This is a genomic window from Acidobacteriota bacterium (assembly GCA_026707545.1).
GTDB lineage: Bacteria > Acidobacteriota > Thermoanaerobaculia > Multivoradales > Multivoraceae > Multivorans.
On record JAPOWR010000001.1, the window covers coordinates 852,497 to 867,805 of the forward strand.

Sequence of the window (15,309 nt, forward strand, 5' to 3'; positions counted from 1 at the left end):
CCGGAACATGAAAGCAGCCGTATTCCACGAGGTCGGACAACCGCTCGAGATCACCGAGGTCGCGATCAGCAAGCCGGGACCGCACGAGATCCTGATCCGCAGCGCCGTGGTCGGGGTCTGTCACAGCGATCTGCACTTCGTGGACGGCCTGTGGCCTATCCGCACGCCGGCGATCCTCGGCCACGAGGCGTCTGGGATCGTCGAGCAGGTCGGTTCCGAGGTGCGCTACGTCCAGCCTGGCGACCACGTGATCACCTGCCTCTCCGTGTTCTGCGGCTACTGCGAGTACTGCATGAGCGGCGAGCCGACGCTCTGCGACAAGCGGGCCACGCGGCGACCGCGAACCGAGGAGCCGCGACTGGCGTTGCCCCCAAGCAACGGCGGAGGTCTCCGGCCCGTCTCACAGTTCGCGGACCTTGCCTCGTTCGCGGAGCAGATGCTCGTTCACGAGAACGCGGTGGTGAAGGTTCGCGAGGACATGCCGCTCGACCGGGCGGCGGTGATCGGCTGCGCGGTGACTACGGGCGTCGGCGCGGCGTTCCGGACGGCCCAGGTGGAACCGGGCTCGACCGTCGTGGTGATCGGCTGTGGCGGCATCGGCCTGTCGACGATCAACGGAGCCGAACTCGCCGGCGCGGGGCGCGTCATCGCGGTCGACCGGGTGGCCTCGAAGCTCGAACTGGCGAAGCAGTTCGGCGCGACGGACACGGTCGACGCTTCGACCGGCGACCCCGTGGAGCAGGTCCTGGAACTGACCGGAGGCGGCGTGCAGTACGCCTTCGAGGCGATCGGCCTCAAGGTGACCGCCGAGCAGGCCTGGGCGATGTTGCGTCCGGGCGGCACGGCGACGGTCATCGGCATGGTTCCCTTTGGCGAGAAGATCGAAATCCCCGGTCACGAAATGATGCAGGCGAAGTGCATCCAGGGCTGCGTCATGGGTTCGAACCGGTTCCGCATCGACATGCCCAGGCTGGTCGACTTCTACCTGGCCGGAAAGCTCAAGCTGGACGAGCTGATTTCGGACCGGGTCGGGTTCTCGCAGATCAACGATGCGCTCCAGAACTTGAAGGGCGGCGAGGTGGCGCGGCAGGTCATCGTGTTCGATGCGTAGGCAGGCTCGCGCCGCCGCTGTTGCCTGCGTACTCGCTCCGCTCTCGCTGGCGCCTGCAGTCGCGGACGGGGTGGCGGAGAAGGGTGACCTGGAGGCGGCCGTAGCCTCCCGGGCTGACCTGCTCTGGGACGCGGCCAGAAAGATCTGGGAGTGGGCCGAGCCCGGTTACCAGGAAACGAGGTCGTCGGCCCTGCTCGCCTCCCTCGTCGAGGAGGCAGGATTCGAGGTCACACGCGGGGTCGCCGGGATTCCGACGAGCTTCGTTGCCTCCTTCGGGGCCGGTCGCCCCGTGATCGCGATTCTCGCGGAGTTCGACGCTCTGCCGGGCTTGTCGCAGGATGCCGTTCCCACCCGTTCACCGCGCGAGGGACCGGACTGGGGCCACGCCTGCGGCCACCACCTGTTCGGCGCCGGCTCGCTCGGTGCCGCGCTGGCGGTTGCCGACGGCATCCGCAGCGGCGCCATCGGGGGTACGGTACGGCTCTACGGCACGCCCGCGGAGGAGGGAGGCGGCGCGAAGGCCTTCATGGCCCGGGCCGGTCTGTTCGACGATGTGGATGCGGTCCTCCACTGGCACCCGGGTGACGTGAACTCCGCCGGCGATCCGACGAACCTGGCCCGGGTAGCGGCGAAGTTCCGCTATCGCGGTCGCAGCGCCCATGCCGCGGCGTCTCCCGAGGCGGGTCGCTCTGCGCTCGACGCGGTGGCAATCCTGAACTACGGCGCCGAGCTGCTGCGCGAGCACACGCCGGACCGCAGCCGCATCCACCACGTGATCACCGCCGGCGGCGACGCGCCGAACGTGGTGCCCGCGTTCGCCGAGGCGTACTACTACGTGCGCCATCCCGACATCGACGTCGCCCGTTCGATCTACGACCGGCTGGTGCTGGTGGCCGAAGGCGCGGCCCACGCCACGGAGACGGAACTCGAGATCGAGTTCCTGGGTGGCATCCACAACCTGTTGCCGAACGACACCCTGTCCAGGGTCTCGCTCGCGAACTTCCAGGGCCTCATCGACATGGAGTACACGGAAGCGGAGAAGGCGTGGGCCCGGAAGCTCCAGGAGTCGTTGCTCAAGCCGCGGCCGCTGGCTTCCGTATCGGAACTCCGCGACGACACCGGCAACACGACCCTCGGCTCGACCGATGTCGGCGACGTCTCCTGGGTGGCCCCGACGACGGGCATCCGGACGGCCTGCTGGGTGCCCGGCACGCCGGCCCACTCCTGGCAGGCGGTCGCCGCAGGCGGCACGACGATTGGCCGCCAGGGCATGCTGATGGCGGCCCGAGTGCTCGCCGCGACGGCCTGGGACCTGCTCGAGGATCCGTCGATCGTCGCGGCGGCGCGGGAGGAGCTCGACCGACGGCTGGCCGACCGCCCCTACCGGGCGGCGCTGGAGGAAGGCCAGCAGCCCCCGCTGGACTACCGCAAGGCGCCCGAACGGTAGCGTCACGGCGCCGGCGGGACGGCGCCCGTCACGCGTTGCGCCGAAACCGGATGCCCGCGTGCAGGCTGATGTCGACGGCTGAGCCGTACTTGACCGTGTTGTTGGTGATGCTGAGGTAGGCGGAGCGGTGGAAGCCGCCGCGGGTTGGCTTGAGTTGGCGGGTCCAGCCAACGTCGATCAGCGTTGCCGTGACGCCGAGGATCGAGAGACTCAACTGGCGAAACGGGCTCTGCTGGTGGCGGAGTTGTAGAACGATCGAGGATCGTGGCCCGAGCGGACGCTCGCCTGCTACGGCGAAGGTGAAGATGTCCTGCGATGCGAGTGTGAGCAGTTCATGCTCCCCGAGGCGGGTGAAGCCGGCGTTGCCGTAGAGGGTCCAGCGGCGCCAGGGCCGGGTTGCCAGATACTGGACCGCTGCATCCACCGAACCGGTGCCGTAGAAGTCGTGCTCGCTGGCGGTGGGCAACTTGATTCGTACCTGGACGCCGTGATGCCAGACCTTCGACCGGCCGCCGAACCCCGATTTGAGCGAGACGATCGTCTCGCCCAGGCCCGGGCCGGGTTCGTCGAGGCGGATGAATCGCAGGCGGTCCCCGTAGCCGCCCGGTCCGTCACGCCGGAAGTACAGCCCGTACCCGTTCTGCAGCGACTGCGGCCGGCCGGACTGGCGGAAGCCGAAGAGGTCGTGGAAGCCTTCGATCACGGGGTCGAGGACGCCGCCGCCGGCGTCGACGATCGAGGTGCTGAGGCCGAGTTCGTGCCTGCTGCCCATGCGGCGCCGCACGTCGATCGTCAGCCGGTGAACTTCGGTGTCGGCGAAGTAGATCCCCTCGAAGCCGGGCCAGGGAGCGATGCCGTCGAGTTCCTCGAACGTCACCGGGCCGCGCTCCGTCCGCGCCTCGATGACTTCGGAGACGGACGGCGAACGCAGCCAGAAGCTGGAGAGTGCCAGGGATGCGGTGACCTGCCAGCGTCCGTTCCCGGGCCGCACTTCGGGTGGCGCCTCGACCGGCAGGCTTAAGAAACCCGAACCGCCGCCCAGCCAGGCCTCCGCCACCGGCAGAGGTCCGAACCGATGGTCATCGGCCCAGGCCGCGGCCGCCAGCGGCAGTGCCGCTGCGGCGAGAACGGTCCCGCGAAGCGACAGGTTACTGCGCCGCTCCGGCCGCCTGGATTGCCTGCCAGACTCGCTCCGGCTTGGCCGGCATGTCGATGTTCGTGATGCCGAGCGGCCGCAGCGCGTCGACGATCGCGTTGACCACGCAGGGCGTCGATCCGATGGTGCCCAGTTCGCCGATGCCCTTGGCGCCAAGCGGGTTCACATCCGTCGGCGTGACCGTGTTGTCCAGCACCATGCGCGGGAAGTGCTTGGCCCGCGGCACGGCGTAGTCCATCAGGGTCCCTGAAAGAAGCTGTCCGCCCTCGTCGTACTGGACCTCTTCCCACATCGCCTGGCCGATGCCCTGGACGACGCCGCCGATCCGCTGGCCGTCGGCCAGCATCGGATTGATCACGACGCCGAAGTCATCGACCGCCACGTAGCGCTGGATCTCGATCTGGCCACTCTCGGGATCGACCTCGACCTGGCACAGGTGGGCGCCGAAGGGGAAGGTCGTTCCCGGCGGTTCGAAGCGGGCGACCGCCTCGAGGCCGGGCTCCTCGCCCGGGACGGCGACGTTCCAGAGATGGGCCATCTCGGCGACCTGGCGGAAAGTCAGCTTCCGGTCGGAGCCTTTGACCGTGAACTCGCCGTCCTCGTAGTCGATCTGGTCGACGGGCGCGTCGAGATGGTGGGCCGCGATGCGTGTCGCCTTGGCGTGGACCTTGGTCAGGGCCATGTGGAGCGCCGCGCCGCCGACGGCGATGCCGCGGCTGCCGAAGGTGCCGACTCCGTGCTGGACCTGATCCGTGTCACCGTGGACCACGACGACGTCGTCGAGACCGACGCCGAAGGCGTCCGAGACCATCTGGGCGAAGGCCGTCTCCTGGCCCTGGCCGTGCGGCGACACGCCGGTGTAGACCGTCACGTTGCCGCTGGGCTCGACCCGAACGGTCGCGCTCTCCCAGGTACCCATCCGCTGGTGCGGCGCGGTGCCGCCCGAAGGACCGATGCCGCAGACCTCCGTGAAGGCGGCGACCCCGATGCCGACCAGTCGGCCGTCGTCGCGCGCCTGCCGTTGCGCTTCGCGCGCGTCGTCGTAGCCCACGAGTTCGATCATCCGGTCCAGCGTCTTGTCGTAGTCGCCGCTGTCGTAGACCGCGCCCGAGGCGGTGGTGTGGGGGAAGGCGTCCTTGTCGACGAAGTTCCGCCGCCGCACGGCGACTGGGTCGAGGCCGGTTGCCGCCGCCACCTCGTCCATCACCCGCTCGATGATGTAGGCGGCTTCGGGGCGCCCGGCGCCGCGGTAAGCCTCGGTCGCCATCGTGTTCGTGTAGACGGCGAAGGTCTCCCAGGCGACCGCCTTGATGTCGTAGCAGCCGCAGGACATCGTGTGCGTCGAGAGCGCGATGAACGGACCGTAGAAGGACCGCCAGGCGCCGAGCTCGGAAATCGTCTGGCCCTTGAGCGCCAGCACGCGGCCATCGTTCTGGAAGGCGACCTCGATCTTCTCGACGTGGCCTCGGCCGTGGGTCATGCCGAGAAGGTTCTCGGTCCGGGTCTCGGACCACTTGACCGGCCGGCGCAGCTCCCGGGACACCCAGCAGAGGAGAGGATCCTCGGGATAGGTCGGTATCTTCGCGCCGAATCCTCCGCCGACCTCCGGTGCGATCGCGCGGATGCGGATCTCGGGGATCCGCAGGCACATCGCGACCTGCTGCTTGACGAAGTGGGGTGCCTGGTTCGAGGTCCAGATCGTCAGCTTGCCGGGGCCCTCCTCCCAGTGCGCGCAGATCGCGCGGCCCTCCATCGGGAAGGGGGCGACACGCTGGTTGAGCAGGCGCATCGAGAGGGTCTGGTCGGCCTGCTCAAAGAGCTTGTCCGCTTCCGGGTTGGGAATCGGAACCTGGATGCAGATGTTGCTGTCGAGCTCCTCGTAGACCTTGGGCGCGTCCGGCGCCATCGCGGCTTCGACGTCGACCACGGCTTCTCGCGGCTCGATGTCGACCTCGACCAGGCTTGCGGCGTCCCGTGCCGCGTACGGCGTTTCGGCGACCACCACGGCGACCGGCTGGCCGACGTGGAGGACCCGGCCGTCCGCCAGCAGCGGGTGATCCGCCTTTCCCATTCCCGGCATCTCGGCTCCGACGGGACTCGGCCCGACCTGTCCGTCCATGTCGGCGTAGGTGTAAACGGCGACCACTCCGGGATGGTCGGCCGCGGCGGTCGTGTCGATGGAGTGGATGGCGCCGGCGGGGAAGTCGCTGCGCACGAAGGCGGCGTACGTCATGCCGGGCAGCTTGACGTCGTCCGTGTAGGTGCCGAGGCCGCGGATCAGGCGTGGGTCCTCGCGGCGCTTGATGGCCTTGCCGACGGAGTTCGGACGGAACGCGACCATCAGACCGCCCCCGCGACTTCGGCCGCGTGCTGAATCGCGTCGACGATCTGCTGATAGCCGGTACAGCGGCAGATGTTGCCGTCGATCGCTTCCCGGATCTCATCCTCGGTCGGATTCGGGTTGTCGTCCAGCAGTTGTTTCGCCGCCATGATCATCCCCGGCGTGCAGTACCCGCACTGAAGGCCGTGTTTCTCCCAGAACCCGAGCTGAAGCGGATGCAGGTTGTTCGCGTCCGCGGCGAGGCCCTCGATCGTCGTCACTTCCTGGCCGTCGGCCTGGACCGCCAGTAGGGTGCAGCTCTTCACGGCGCGGCCGTTCAGATGCACGGTGCAGGCGCCGCAGAGCGTGCTCTCGCAGCCGATGTGGACTCCGGTGAGATCGAGTTCCTCGCGCAGGAAGTGGACCAGCAGCGTGCGCGGCTCGACGGCGCACTCGTGTTTGCTGCCGTTGACGGTGATGGAAACGGGGACGGATCCTGGCATCGATGCTCCTGTCGGTTCGGGTGTTGTGGCGGCGGCATGGTATCGCAGCGTGGCCGGGATATGATGCCGTCACCCTCAGACGAAACGCCTCTTGGATCAGGGAGCCCGACATGAAGAAGTCGCTCATCGCTACCGCCGTGCTGGTTGGGTTCGTCGTCGCCGCATCCACGGTCGTCGCCGCCGAAGACGGCATCAAGCGGACCGCCGACGGCAAGCCGGACTTCACCGGCGTCTACGACATCTCCAGCATCACGCCGTTCGCCAGGCCCAAGCAGTTCGGCGACAAGCTGACCCTCACCGTCGAGGAGGCGCAGGCGAACGCGAAGTCGCGTGCCGACAGGAACGCCGCCCAGGACGCTCCGAGCGCTTCGGCTGGCGAGCGCGCGGCGCCCGAGAAGGGCGGCAACGTGGGCGCCTACAACAACTTCTGGTTCGAGTGGGGCAGCCAGAACTACATGATCGACGGCAAGTACCGGACATCGGTGCTCGTCGATCCCCCGAACGGCCAGATGCCGGCGATGACCGAGGAGGGCAAGGCCCGAGCGGCGGCCGCGCCCAAGTTCGCGTGGCCGAACAAGGGCTACGCCTGGTGGCTCGAGACTGGCGATATCCCGTACGACGGCCCGGAAACGAACATCGTCGGTGTGCGCTGCCTCTACCAGCCGACGGCCTCGGTCGCGATTCGCCCGCTGCCGTACAACAACGTGAAGACGATCGTCCAGACCGAAGACCACTTCATGATCATGATCGAGTGGATGCACTGGACCCGGGTCGTCCGGATCGGCGGCGAGCACATGCCGGCGGAGTACACGTCGCTGAGCGGCGACTCGATCGGCTGGTGGGAAGGCGACACGCTGGTCGTCGAGACGACGAACTTCCGCGACATGCCCGACCTTCGCGGCAAGGGCGTGCGGGTGGTCGAGCGGTTCAGCCCGAACGACGGCGACAGCCTGCTCTACAGCTTCACGGTCGAGAACCCCGAGTACGAGGCCCCGTACAGCGGCGAGTTGCCTTGGGCGAAGACGACGGGGAAGAGCTACGAGTACGCCTGCCACGAGGGCAACTACGCGGCGGGCAACACGCTGCGCGGCGCCCGTCTGCTCGAGGCGGAGTACGAGAAGGGGCAGTCGAGCTCCGGCCAGGAGTAGGTCCGGCTAGACCGCCTGGATCTGCCGGCTTACCCGTCCGATGATCCGGGGAAGCGCCTCGTGCGCCTCCGGCGGCACGCGGAAGGTCGTCATCCAGGACAGGGCGGCGAGATCCGCAAGGTCGACGGAATCCCGGCCTTCCAGCAGCGCCGTACCGCGAAGGATCTTGATCGCCTTGACCAGGAAGGTTCGGTCGGTGAGCAGCGAGTTCGTCTCGTTGCACTCGAACTCCAGAACGAGGGTGCGCAGCACGTCGAGCAGCGCCGCGCGTACCGCCGCTCCGACTTCGACCTCGACCATCCGCTGGTTCAGCGTGTCGAGGGTGGCGCGGTCGGTGACGGGTTCCGGATCGGGCTGTTCGACCACTGAACCGGCGGCGAAGCGGTCGATGAGCGTCTTCGCCTCGTCGACGCCGCTCTGAATGAGGCCGGAGACCCGCAACTGGAGGGCGAACCGGTCGAGGTTCGCAGGGTCGAGCGGTTCGTTGTAGTACTCGTCGTCCATCGGATTGCCGGTCGCGATGGCGGCCATCAGCGGAATCGGCTCGGCGCCGAAGCGGCGCTCGTTCAGAATCCGGAGAAGCACGTTCAGCGCCTCTCCGGGAGCGCGGGAGATGTCGTCGAGCACGGCCACCTCGGCGGTCAGGAGTCCGCCGGGCTCGATCCGCTGGTGGATCCGCTCCGCTTCGCCCCCGGTTCCCGCCGCGCCGCCGTCCGTCTTGACCTTGCGGCGCTCCAGCACGATGTCGCCGACGAGCTCGGCGAGCCGCGTGTCGCGGTGCAACTGGTAGAAGAAGAAGTCGAGTTCGGATCCCTTTGCCGCGACCTCGGCCAGCCGGGTCTTGGCGGTGCCCGGCGGCCCCTCGACGTAGATGTGCTCCCGCGTGATCAGCGCGAGAAGCAGGGCCGTCTTCACCTCGTCGTGGCCGACGACGTGGTGGTCGAGCAGGTCGCGGAGGGGGGTCAGGTCGCTCACGGAACGCGCGACTCTATCGCTCCTCCAGCCGGAGACCGCCGCCGGCCAGCGGACGTCCGCAGAAGCGTAGTCCGCCGGTTTCCAGCGAGATGTCGTCGAGCACCGGCGGACAGTCCCCGTTCCCCAGGAACACGGTGTGAAGGGCGACCCCGAGCCGGCGGGCCAACTGTCGCTCGCGGCGGACGCTCGTGTCTCCGATGATCGGCAGGCCGTCGGTCAGGAGGACGATGTGGCGGTTGCGGCCGGAGCCGCCGCGCAGGCCCTCGAGCGCGGTTCGAAGCGGCGCCTCGTAGTTCGTCTGCCCGACTGCCTTGGCCTGTCCGGCCTGCTCGGCGAGGCGCGAGTACGAGCGGTGCAGCAGACGGCCGCCGACCGGGTGGGGCAGGGCGCGGTGGTGGAACTCCACGTAGCCGACGCGCATCCGCCGCCGCGCCGCGACCCGCAGGATCCCGAGAACGACCTGGCTCGACCATACGGTCAGGCGGCCGGCCATTGAGGCGGAGATGTCGCGCAGCACAGCCACCGCGCCGCCCGCACTCTTGCGCTTGCGGTCGAACGTGCGCGGCGCGCCCGGCAGGCGGCCCTCGGCGAACAGCAGGGCTTCGATCAGATCGGCGTCGATCAGTTCGTCCAGGTCGCGCAGTGGCCGGTACCCGCGCGGCTGGCCGCCCGGATCGGTGTCCGGGTCGATGCGGCCGCGCTCGATGCGGCCGACCAGCGCCCGGAGCAGAGGATCGACCTGTGCCGGGGGCGGCGGTTGTCCGAACAGGGAGGGCGGCGCCGGCAGATCGGCCTGATCGTCGATCCAGGAGTCGGAGGCCGGCGAGGACGCCGCCGCCCCGTCGGAGTCGTCGCCCTGGGATTGCGCTCCGGGCATCTGGGCGCCGGTCTCGGTCATCGTCACATTCGGTGGGTCGCCGAGCAGTTCCTCCAGGATGTGGTCGAAGTCTTCCTGGACCTCCTCCGGCAGCCGGTGAGCCACCATGTAGCGGATGGCGCCGAGGTCTCGCGGCGCCGCGGCCGGGGCGCCGCGCAGGAAGGCGTGGGCGCGAACGAGTCGCAGGGCCGCCGAACTGAAGGAGCGGTCCGACATGAGACGGTCGCCCGAGGCCGATTCGTCGGCGGTGCGCTGGCGCAGCCGGTCGAGCAGCCGGTGGTAGGCATCGAGGGTCCGCGGTTCGACCTGAAGGGCGGCCGCCGCCCGCTGCGCGGCGTTTCGGATCGACGTGCTCATCACCGCCGGTTTCGCTGGGGCGACCGCCGTGGTGAACGTGCCCGACGGGAGTGCGCCCCGTGCCGGTCGGCGAGCCGCCTGCCGTTCCAGCAGGACGGCAGCCTCGTCGAAGAGCCCTCCGGTGAGCAGGCCGGCGAGACGGAGCTGGACGGCGAAACGGTCGAGCTGGCCCGGTTCGAGCGGATCGATGGGGGCTTCGACCTGCTCCAGCGGTCCGGTTGCAACCGCCGATTCGAGCGGCAGCGTCTGCCCCAGGGCGTGCCGTTCGGCGAGGATCCGGAGCAAGGGCCCGAGAGCCTCGCCAGGGGAACGCGGCAGATCCTCGAGCAGGGCGACCTGGGCCTGGAGCAGCGGTCCGGGAATCAGCTCCCGTCGCAAGCGCTCGTGGCCACGGTGACGGTGGCGGCTCAGCAGGACGTCGCCGAGCAGATCGGTTTCCCGAATGTCGCGATGGAACACCAGCGTGTGCGTGCGGGCGCCGGACAACGTAGCCAGCGCCGCCGCCAGCTCCGACTTGCCGCACCCGGGCGGCCCCTCCAGGTAGGCGTGCTGCTCCGCCAGCAGCGCCAGGGTTAATCCCGTCGCGGCGTCGTCCTGTCCTACCAGCACGCGACCGAGCGCCGTCCGCAGTTCGACGAAGGCGGCAGCCAGCTCTGTGTTGCGACGATCCGGGGCGGCTGGAGTCATGGCGGCGGAATGCTACTCGCGAGGACCCTCGGCATCGCCGCCGACTGGCACGGTCTGTGCTTAAACATGCGGGCGAGTCGAGGAGGCATCGTCTTCCGGGCGGGTCGACGACCGGAGTGAAGCCCCGATGACACGACGAAACATCTGCCTGGCTGAAGGAATCACGTGACGACGAGGGTTGGTAGGATGACGGCAGCGTCGATCCCAGGTCGTCGCCGTGGCTCGCGGCCAGGCGGTCAGGAACATAGGAGGTCCGAAGCATGAAGAGAATTGCGACGGTTGGACGACGATTGACGCTCGCTGCTGCGTTGGCGGGGGGTGCCGTCCTGTTGTCGACCGGCTACGGGTTGGCTGTAGCCGCGGAGGTCGCGGTTGGCGCCCCGGCGGCGGTCCAGGACGACGAGAAGAAGAAGCGAAAGGCGGAGAAGAAGGCGGCTGCTCGCGCGGCGAAGGAACAGAAGCGGCTGGAGAAGCAGCGACGGCAGCGAGGCAGGACCGTGCGGGCGGTCGTCGTGCCGTCAGAGCCGGCTGCGGCGTCGGAACCGGCCTCGGAACCGGCAGCAGAGCTTGCGGTGCCGTCCGTGCCGGAACCTGCTCCCGTGCCGAAGGTGGCTCCGGAGCCTGTGGCGAAGCCGAAGGCCGAGCCGGCAAGAGCGGCGACTGTGGAGCCGGTTCGGACCGTTCCGAGTCCGGTGAGGACGACAACACGATCGACCACGGCAGCTCCGGCGCGGGACATCAGCCTGAGCGAGCGCATCCGAGTGGCCGAAGTGTTGCTCGATGTCCTGGTGACGGACAGGAAGGGAAACGTCATCGAGGGCCTGGGGGCCGAGGACTTCATCGTCCTCCACGACGGCGAGGAGCAGGAAGTCACGAGCGCCTCCTTCTACGGCGGTCCGAGCGAGTTGTCGGCGACCGGCGAGGGCGGAACGGCGAGGACCGACCGCTACTTCATCCTCATGTTCCACGACCAGCGGATGCAGGCGCCGCAACTGGCCGCTCCCCAGATGGATAACGCGCGCTGGCTCAAGCGTTGGATCGAGGAGGAGCTTCAGCCGAACGACCAGGTGGCCGTGTTCGCGTACCAGGCGCGGCTCAAGGTCTACCTCGACTTCAGCCGTGACCGCGACGAGATCCTCGCTGCGGTCGATGCCGCCGCCCGTGGCAAGAAGGACGTTGAGCCCTGGCTGACGCGCTCGGAGCCGGAGTTCGACCCGAACTCGCCGTCGCTCGTGGTGAACCTGCCTAAGGGCAAGGAACTGTCGCGCCAGAGCCGCAAGCTCCAGGAGGCGCTGGAGCTGCTCGGAGAGGCGGCCTCGGGAATCGCCGGTCGCAAGAACCTGGTGATGTTCAGCCTCGGCTTTGGCGATATCGGGCAGTTCGGCAGCTACACACCGGACCCGCGCTACTACCCGCAAATGCGCGAGGCGCTGAACGCCGGCAACGTGGCGGTGTACACGATCGACACGATGGGCAGCAGCCGCCGCTCGATCGCCTCGGCGTCGCTCAATGACTCCCTGAGCCTGATCTCGAACGAAACCGGCGGCCACTACTACTCGAACTTCACGAACATCATGACGCCGATGCGCCAGGTCGCCGAGGAGAATCAGGGCTACTACCTGGTCAGCTTCCGTTCCGAGTACGAAGCCGGCACCCAGGGCTACCGCGGCATCAGGGTCAAGGTCCGCGAGGGCAACTACAAGGTCCGGTCCCGCACCGGCTTCCGCTACGGCGAGTCGTCGGGACCGTAGCGAGCGCACCGCCGACACCGGGTCCGGAGGGACGGCTCCCTGGTGCCGCTCGCGCTTGCTGCGGATGATGAGAAGTCGGCGCTCGCTGCACTCCGCTCGCTCCGGTACGGCGTCACTTGCTGAGAGGGTGCCGGGCGTCGCTCGCTCCGAGCCACCTGGGAGCCGTCCCTCCGATCCCGGTGTCGGCTACCGGCTTCGGTCAGCCTTCCTGGGTGATGGGTGGCAGTTGCGCAGGGCCTTTTCGTCTCGGGCGTGTGCCCGTGTAGGCTGCGCCAGCTACACCAGCCACATCACGAACAAGACCTTTGGGGGAGCCGGTAGATGATCTCCGCCGATGTGCGTTACGAGAAGAAGCGGATTGAGGTGCTCGGCCATGAGATGGCCTATGTCGATCATGGCGAGGGGGATCCGATCGTGTTCCTGCATGGGAATCCGACTTCGTCGTATCTGTGGCGCAACGTGATGCCGCATCTGGAGGGAAAGGGGCGTCTGGTGGCGCCTGATCTGATCGGGATGGGCGATTCGGCGAAGCTGCCGGACAGTGGGCCGGACCGGTACCGGTTCGTCGAGCACCGGCGGTACCTCGACGGTCTGCTGGAGGCGATTGGCGTGACGGAGAACGTGGTCTTCGTGATCCACGACTGGGGATCCGCGCTCGGTTTCGACTGGGCAAACCGGCACCGGGACGCGGTCCGCGGCCTCGCATATATGGAGGCGATCGTCAGTCCGATCCCGAACTGGGATACCTGGCCTGAGGCGGCGCGGGGGGTCTTCCAGGGCTTTCGGTCACCCGCGGGCGAGGGGATGGTGCTGGTGAAGAACGTGTTTGTCGAGCGGGTGCTGCCCGGGTCCGTGCTGCGGAAGATGACGGACGGGGAGATGGCCGTCTACCGGCGTCCGTACGAGGACGAGGGCGAGTCGCGGCGGCCGACGCTGACCTGGCCGCGCGAGATCCCGATCGCCGGCGAGCCGGAGGATGTCGTCGGAATCGTGCAGTCCTACGCCGACTGGCTTGCCGGGTCGGACGTGCCCAAGCTGTTCGTCAACGCGAAGCCCGGTGCGATCCTCACCGGCGCCATGAGGCAGCTCTGCCGCGCCTGGCCGAACCAGACGGAAGTGACCGTCAAGGGCTCCCACTTCATTCAGGAGGATTCCCCCGACGAGATCGGTCAGGCGATCTCGGAATGGTTGCCGTCCTAGGTGGCGTTGTCCCCCCTGACACCTTCATCAGACGTCGGAAGCCTGAGACACTCGGGCGAGGGGAGGAGGCTTGGATGTTGCGTCGGCTGTTCCGCGGATGTCGCTTCACGACTACCGTCACGGTGGCGGTCCTGGTTGCCGCGCTGAGCGCTGCGGCGGGATGGGCTTCGGCGCAGGAGGTGGAGAGCGGTCCGCGTCTCGAAGGTCTGAAGAGCCTCGATCTGCCGCCGGAGATCGTCCGGGCGGCCGATGTGCGCTGGAGCGAGGATGGTCAGGTCGTTCTCGGCGTGATCGGGCCGGGCATTCATGCCTGGCGGGTTGGCGAGAGCGGGGCTGAACTCAGGATCGCGCTTGAGGAGCCGGCCGACGAGGTTCGCGAGGAGGCCGGCAGGGTCGTCATCAATCGAAACACGTTCGAACGGGACTACGGCCGCCTGGCCGTTTCGCCTCTGGGAATTGCCTTCGCGGACCAGTTCGCGGGGATCCATGTGGCGAACGAAGACGGAATCAGAGGTCCGGTGGCGATCGAGTTCCTGGGCGACCTCGACCGTCGCGGATCGCTGACCGCTGCCGTGGGTCTCATGCGAGCGGACGAGGATGGCTGGGCGCCGTACGCGGCCTGGTTGGTCGAGGATGGTGGTGGCCTGCCGCGCGGCCTGTTGCCGACGCGGGACGGCGGGCGCGGCCTGGAACTCTGTCGTGACGCCGAGCTTTCGGTGATCCGCTTCATTTCGGAGGACCGCCTACTCGTGATTCCGGGGGCCGAGGCCGGAGTCTTCGTCTACGGCGTGGACGGTGTGATCCACGACAGTCTCGACGCGGCGACTCTCTTTGCGGAGAGTGGCTGCGATGTCGAACCGAACGAGTGGGGCAGGTCGCCTCTGTCTGACGCTTATGTACGGGCCGACTGGTTGGGCCCGCGCCGTCTGATCGACGAGGTCGTGGCCGACGGCGCCGGCAACGTGTACTTCTTCGTCCGCCACGGGGCGGATGGGCCCGCGCCGGAGGCCGCGGCGGGCATCGACTCGCTGCCCGAACTCGGCCGGCGGGCCGTCGCGACCGACATCGCGGCGACGTTGCCCAACACGGACGCTGCCTGCCCTACGCCGCACTGCTACGAGCCCGCTACACCGGGAGGATTCGTGCCCACCACGAGCGGCTACCACTGGCGACCGGCATTCCGGTGGCGCGCCGAGAACTCTCCGCGCTCGCCTTCGATCAACCATGTGGAGCTACGTTCCGGCCTCAAGGCGGAGGGGTTGACCGGTCAGCCGCCCGGAGTGCCGGGCTCGCGGCGGCAGCAGCCGCAGGGACGAGGCAACCAGCTCTCGCGCCAGGATGTTGATCGCATCCGGGCCGGGACGGGCGATCTTGTGGTCGCTTCGGTACCGCCTCCACGAGGCAGGATCTGCTGGGACCTGGTTCACGCCCATGTCGACGATCTTCGGACCGTTGCGAGACAACCGTGCGTTTTCGAGTCGGAGTTCGCCGATACCCGGCTGCGCGCCGACCTTCGCGGCGACCTGGCGGTCATACTCCTTCGCGGCGGGGCGCTGCGGGGAGCAGACGTTCGGGCTGCGGAGGCGTTCGAAGCCCGCCTACTCCCGCCGGCCGGGTCGGGAGACTAGGGCGGTGCGGTCCTCAGCTTTCCTTCTCCTGGTCGCGCTTGGAGCGATTGCAGTCCCGGCAGCGGGACAGGACGAAGCGGCTGCCGGCGACCAGTTCCAGTTCGTATGCCCCAGGCAGAGCGATCCGGCTTTCCTCGACGGGATTCCCG

Annotated in this window: 11 protein-coding genes; 6 read left to right on the forward strand and 5 right to left on the reverse strand. The window is 68.5% G+C overall.

Going from position 1 to position 15,309, the window contains the following annotated elements:
* Positions 1-7 precede the first annotated feature (7 nt).
* Positions 8-1,111, forward strand: coding sequence for a Zn-dependent alcohol dehydrogenase (locus OXG83_03370; protein MCY3964057.1), 1,104 nt, complete (start codon positions 8-10; stop codon positions 1,109-1,111).
* The gene (locus OXG83_03375) at positions 1,104-2,558 is read left to right on the forward strand and encodes an amidohydrolase (protein ID MCY3964058.1); all 1,455 of its coding nucleotides are present in this window, start codon (positions 1,104-1,106) and stop codon (positions 2,556-2,558) included. Before OXG83_03370 ends, OXG83_03375 begins: the two co-directional genes overlap by 8 nt.
* 28 nt (positions 2,559-2,586) lie before the next feature.
* On the opposite strand, the gene OXG83_03380 is transcribed toward OXG83_03375, so the two are convergent.
* The 3 genes from OXG83_03380 to OXG83_03390 form a co-directional block, all read right to left on the reverse strand.
* Positions 2,587-3,615, reverse strand: a complete 1,029-nt coding sequence (locus OXG83_03380) for a DUF3187 family protein (protein ID MCY3964059.1) — start codon at positions 3,613-3,615, stop codon at positions 2,587-2,589.
* A gap of 91 nt (positions 3,616-3,706) precedes the next feature.
* Positions 3,707-6,055, reverse strand: coding sequence for a xanthine dehydrogenase family protein molybdopterin-binding subunit (locus OXG83_03385; GenBank protein MCY3964060.1), 2,349 nt, complete (start codon positions 6,053-6,055; stop codon positions 3,707-3,709).
* Positions 6,055-6,537: a (2Fe-2S)-binding protein gene (locus tag OXG83_03390; protein ID MCY3964061.1), complete on the reverse strand. Its 483-nt coding sequence runs from the start codon at positions 6,535-6,537 to the stop codon at positions 6,055-6,057. The genes OXG83_03385 and OXG83_03390 overlap by 1 nt, the downstream gene beginning before the upstream one ends.
* 110 nt (positions 6,538-6,647) lie before the next feature.
* Between OXG83_03390 and OXG83_03395 the strand changes: the two genes are divergently transcribed.
* Positions 6,648-7,685, forward strand: coding sequence for a hypothetical protein (locus OXG83_03395; protein ID MCY3964062.1), 1,038 nt, complete (start codon positions 6,648-6,650; stop codon positions 7,683-7,685).
* A 6-nt stretch (positions 7,686-7,691) separates the two neighbouring features.
* Here OXG83_03395 and OXG83_03400 read toward each other — a convergent pair whose 3' ends face one another.
* Together OXG83_03400 and OXG83_03405 are read right to left on the reverse strand one after the other, a co-directional pair.
* On the reverse strand, positions 7,692-8,660 hold the full coding sequence (locus OXG83_03400) for a MoxR family ATPase (GenBank protein ID MCY3964063.1): 969 nt from the start codon (positions 8,658-8,660) through the stop codon (positions 7,692-7,694).
* 13 nt (positions 8,661-8,673) lie between these two features.
* The gene (locus OXG83_03405; GenBank protein ID MCY3964064.1) at positions 8,674-10,581 is read right to left on the reverse strand and encodes an AAA family ATPase; all 1,908 of its coding nucleotides are present in this window, start codon (positions 10,579-10,581) and stop codon (positions 8,674-8,676) included.
* A 260-nt stretch (positions 10,582-10,841) separates the two neighbouring features.
* Here OXG83_03405 and OXG83_03410 point away from each other — a divergent pair, with 260 nt between their 5' ends.
* The 3 genes from OXG83_03410 to OXG83_03420 all read left to right on the forward strand — a co-directional run bounded on the left by OXG83_03410 (position 10,842) and on the right by OXG83_03420 (position 15,160).
* Positions 10,842-12,332 carry a VWA domain-containing protein gene (locus OXG83_03410; protein MCY3964065.1) on the forward strand — a complete coding sequence of 497 codons (1,491 nt, stop codon included), beginning with the start codon at positions 10,842-10,844 and terminating at the stop codon, positions 12,330-12,332.
* A 321-nt stretch (positions 12,333-12,653) separates the two neighbouring features.
* Positions 12,654-13,532 (forward strand): haloalkane dehalogenase, encoded by an 879-nt coding sequence (locus tag OXG83_03415; protein ID MCY3964066.1) that lies wholly within the window; start codon positions 12,654-12,656, stop codon positions 13,530-13,532.
* A 74-nt stretch (positions 13,533-13,606) separates the two neighbouring features.
* Positions 13,607-15,160: a hypothetical protein gene (locus OXG83_03420; GenBank protein MCY3964067.1), complete on the forward strand. Its 1,554-nt coding sequence runs from the start codon at positions 13,607-13,609 to the stop codon at positions 15,158-15,160.
* Positions 15,161-15,309 lie beyond the last annotated feature (149 nt).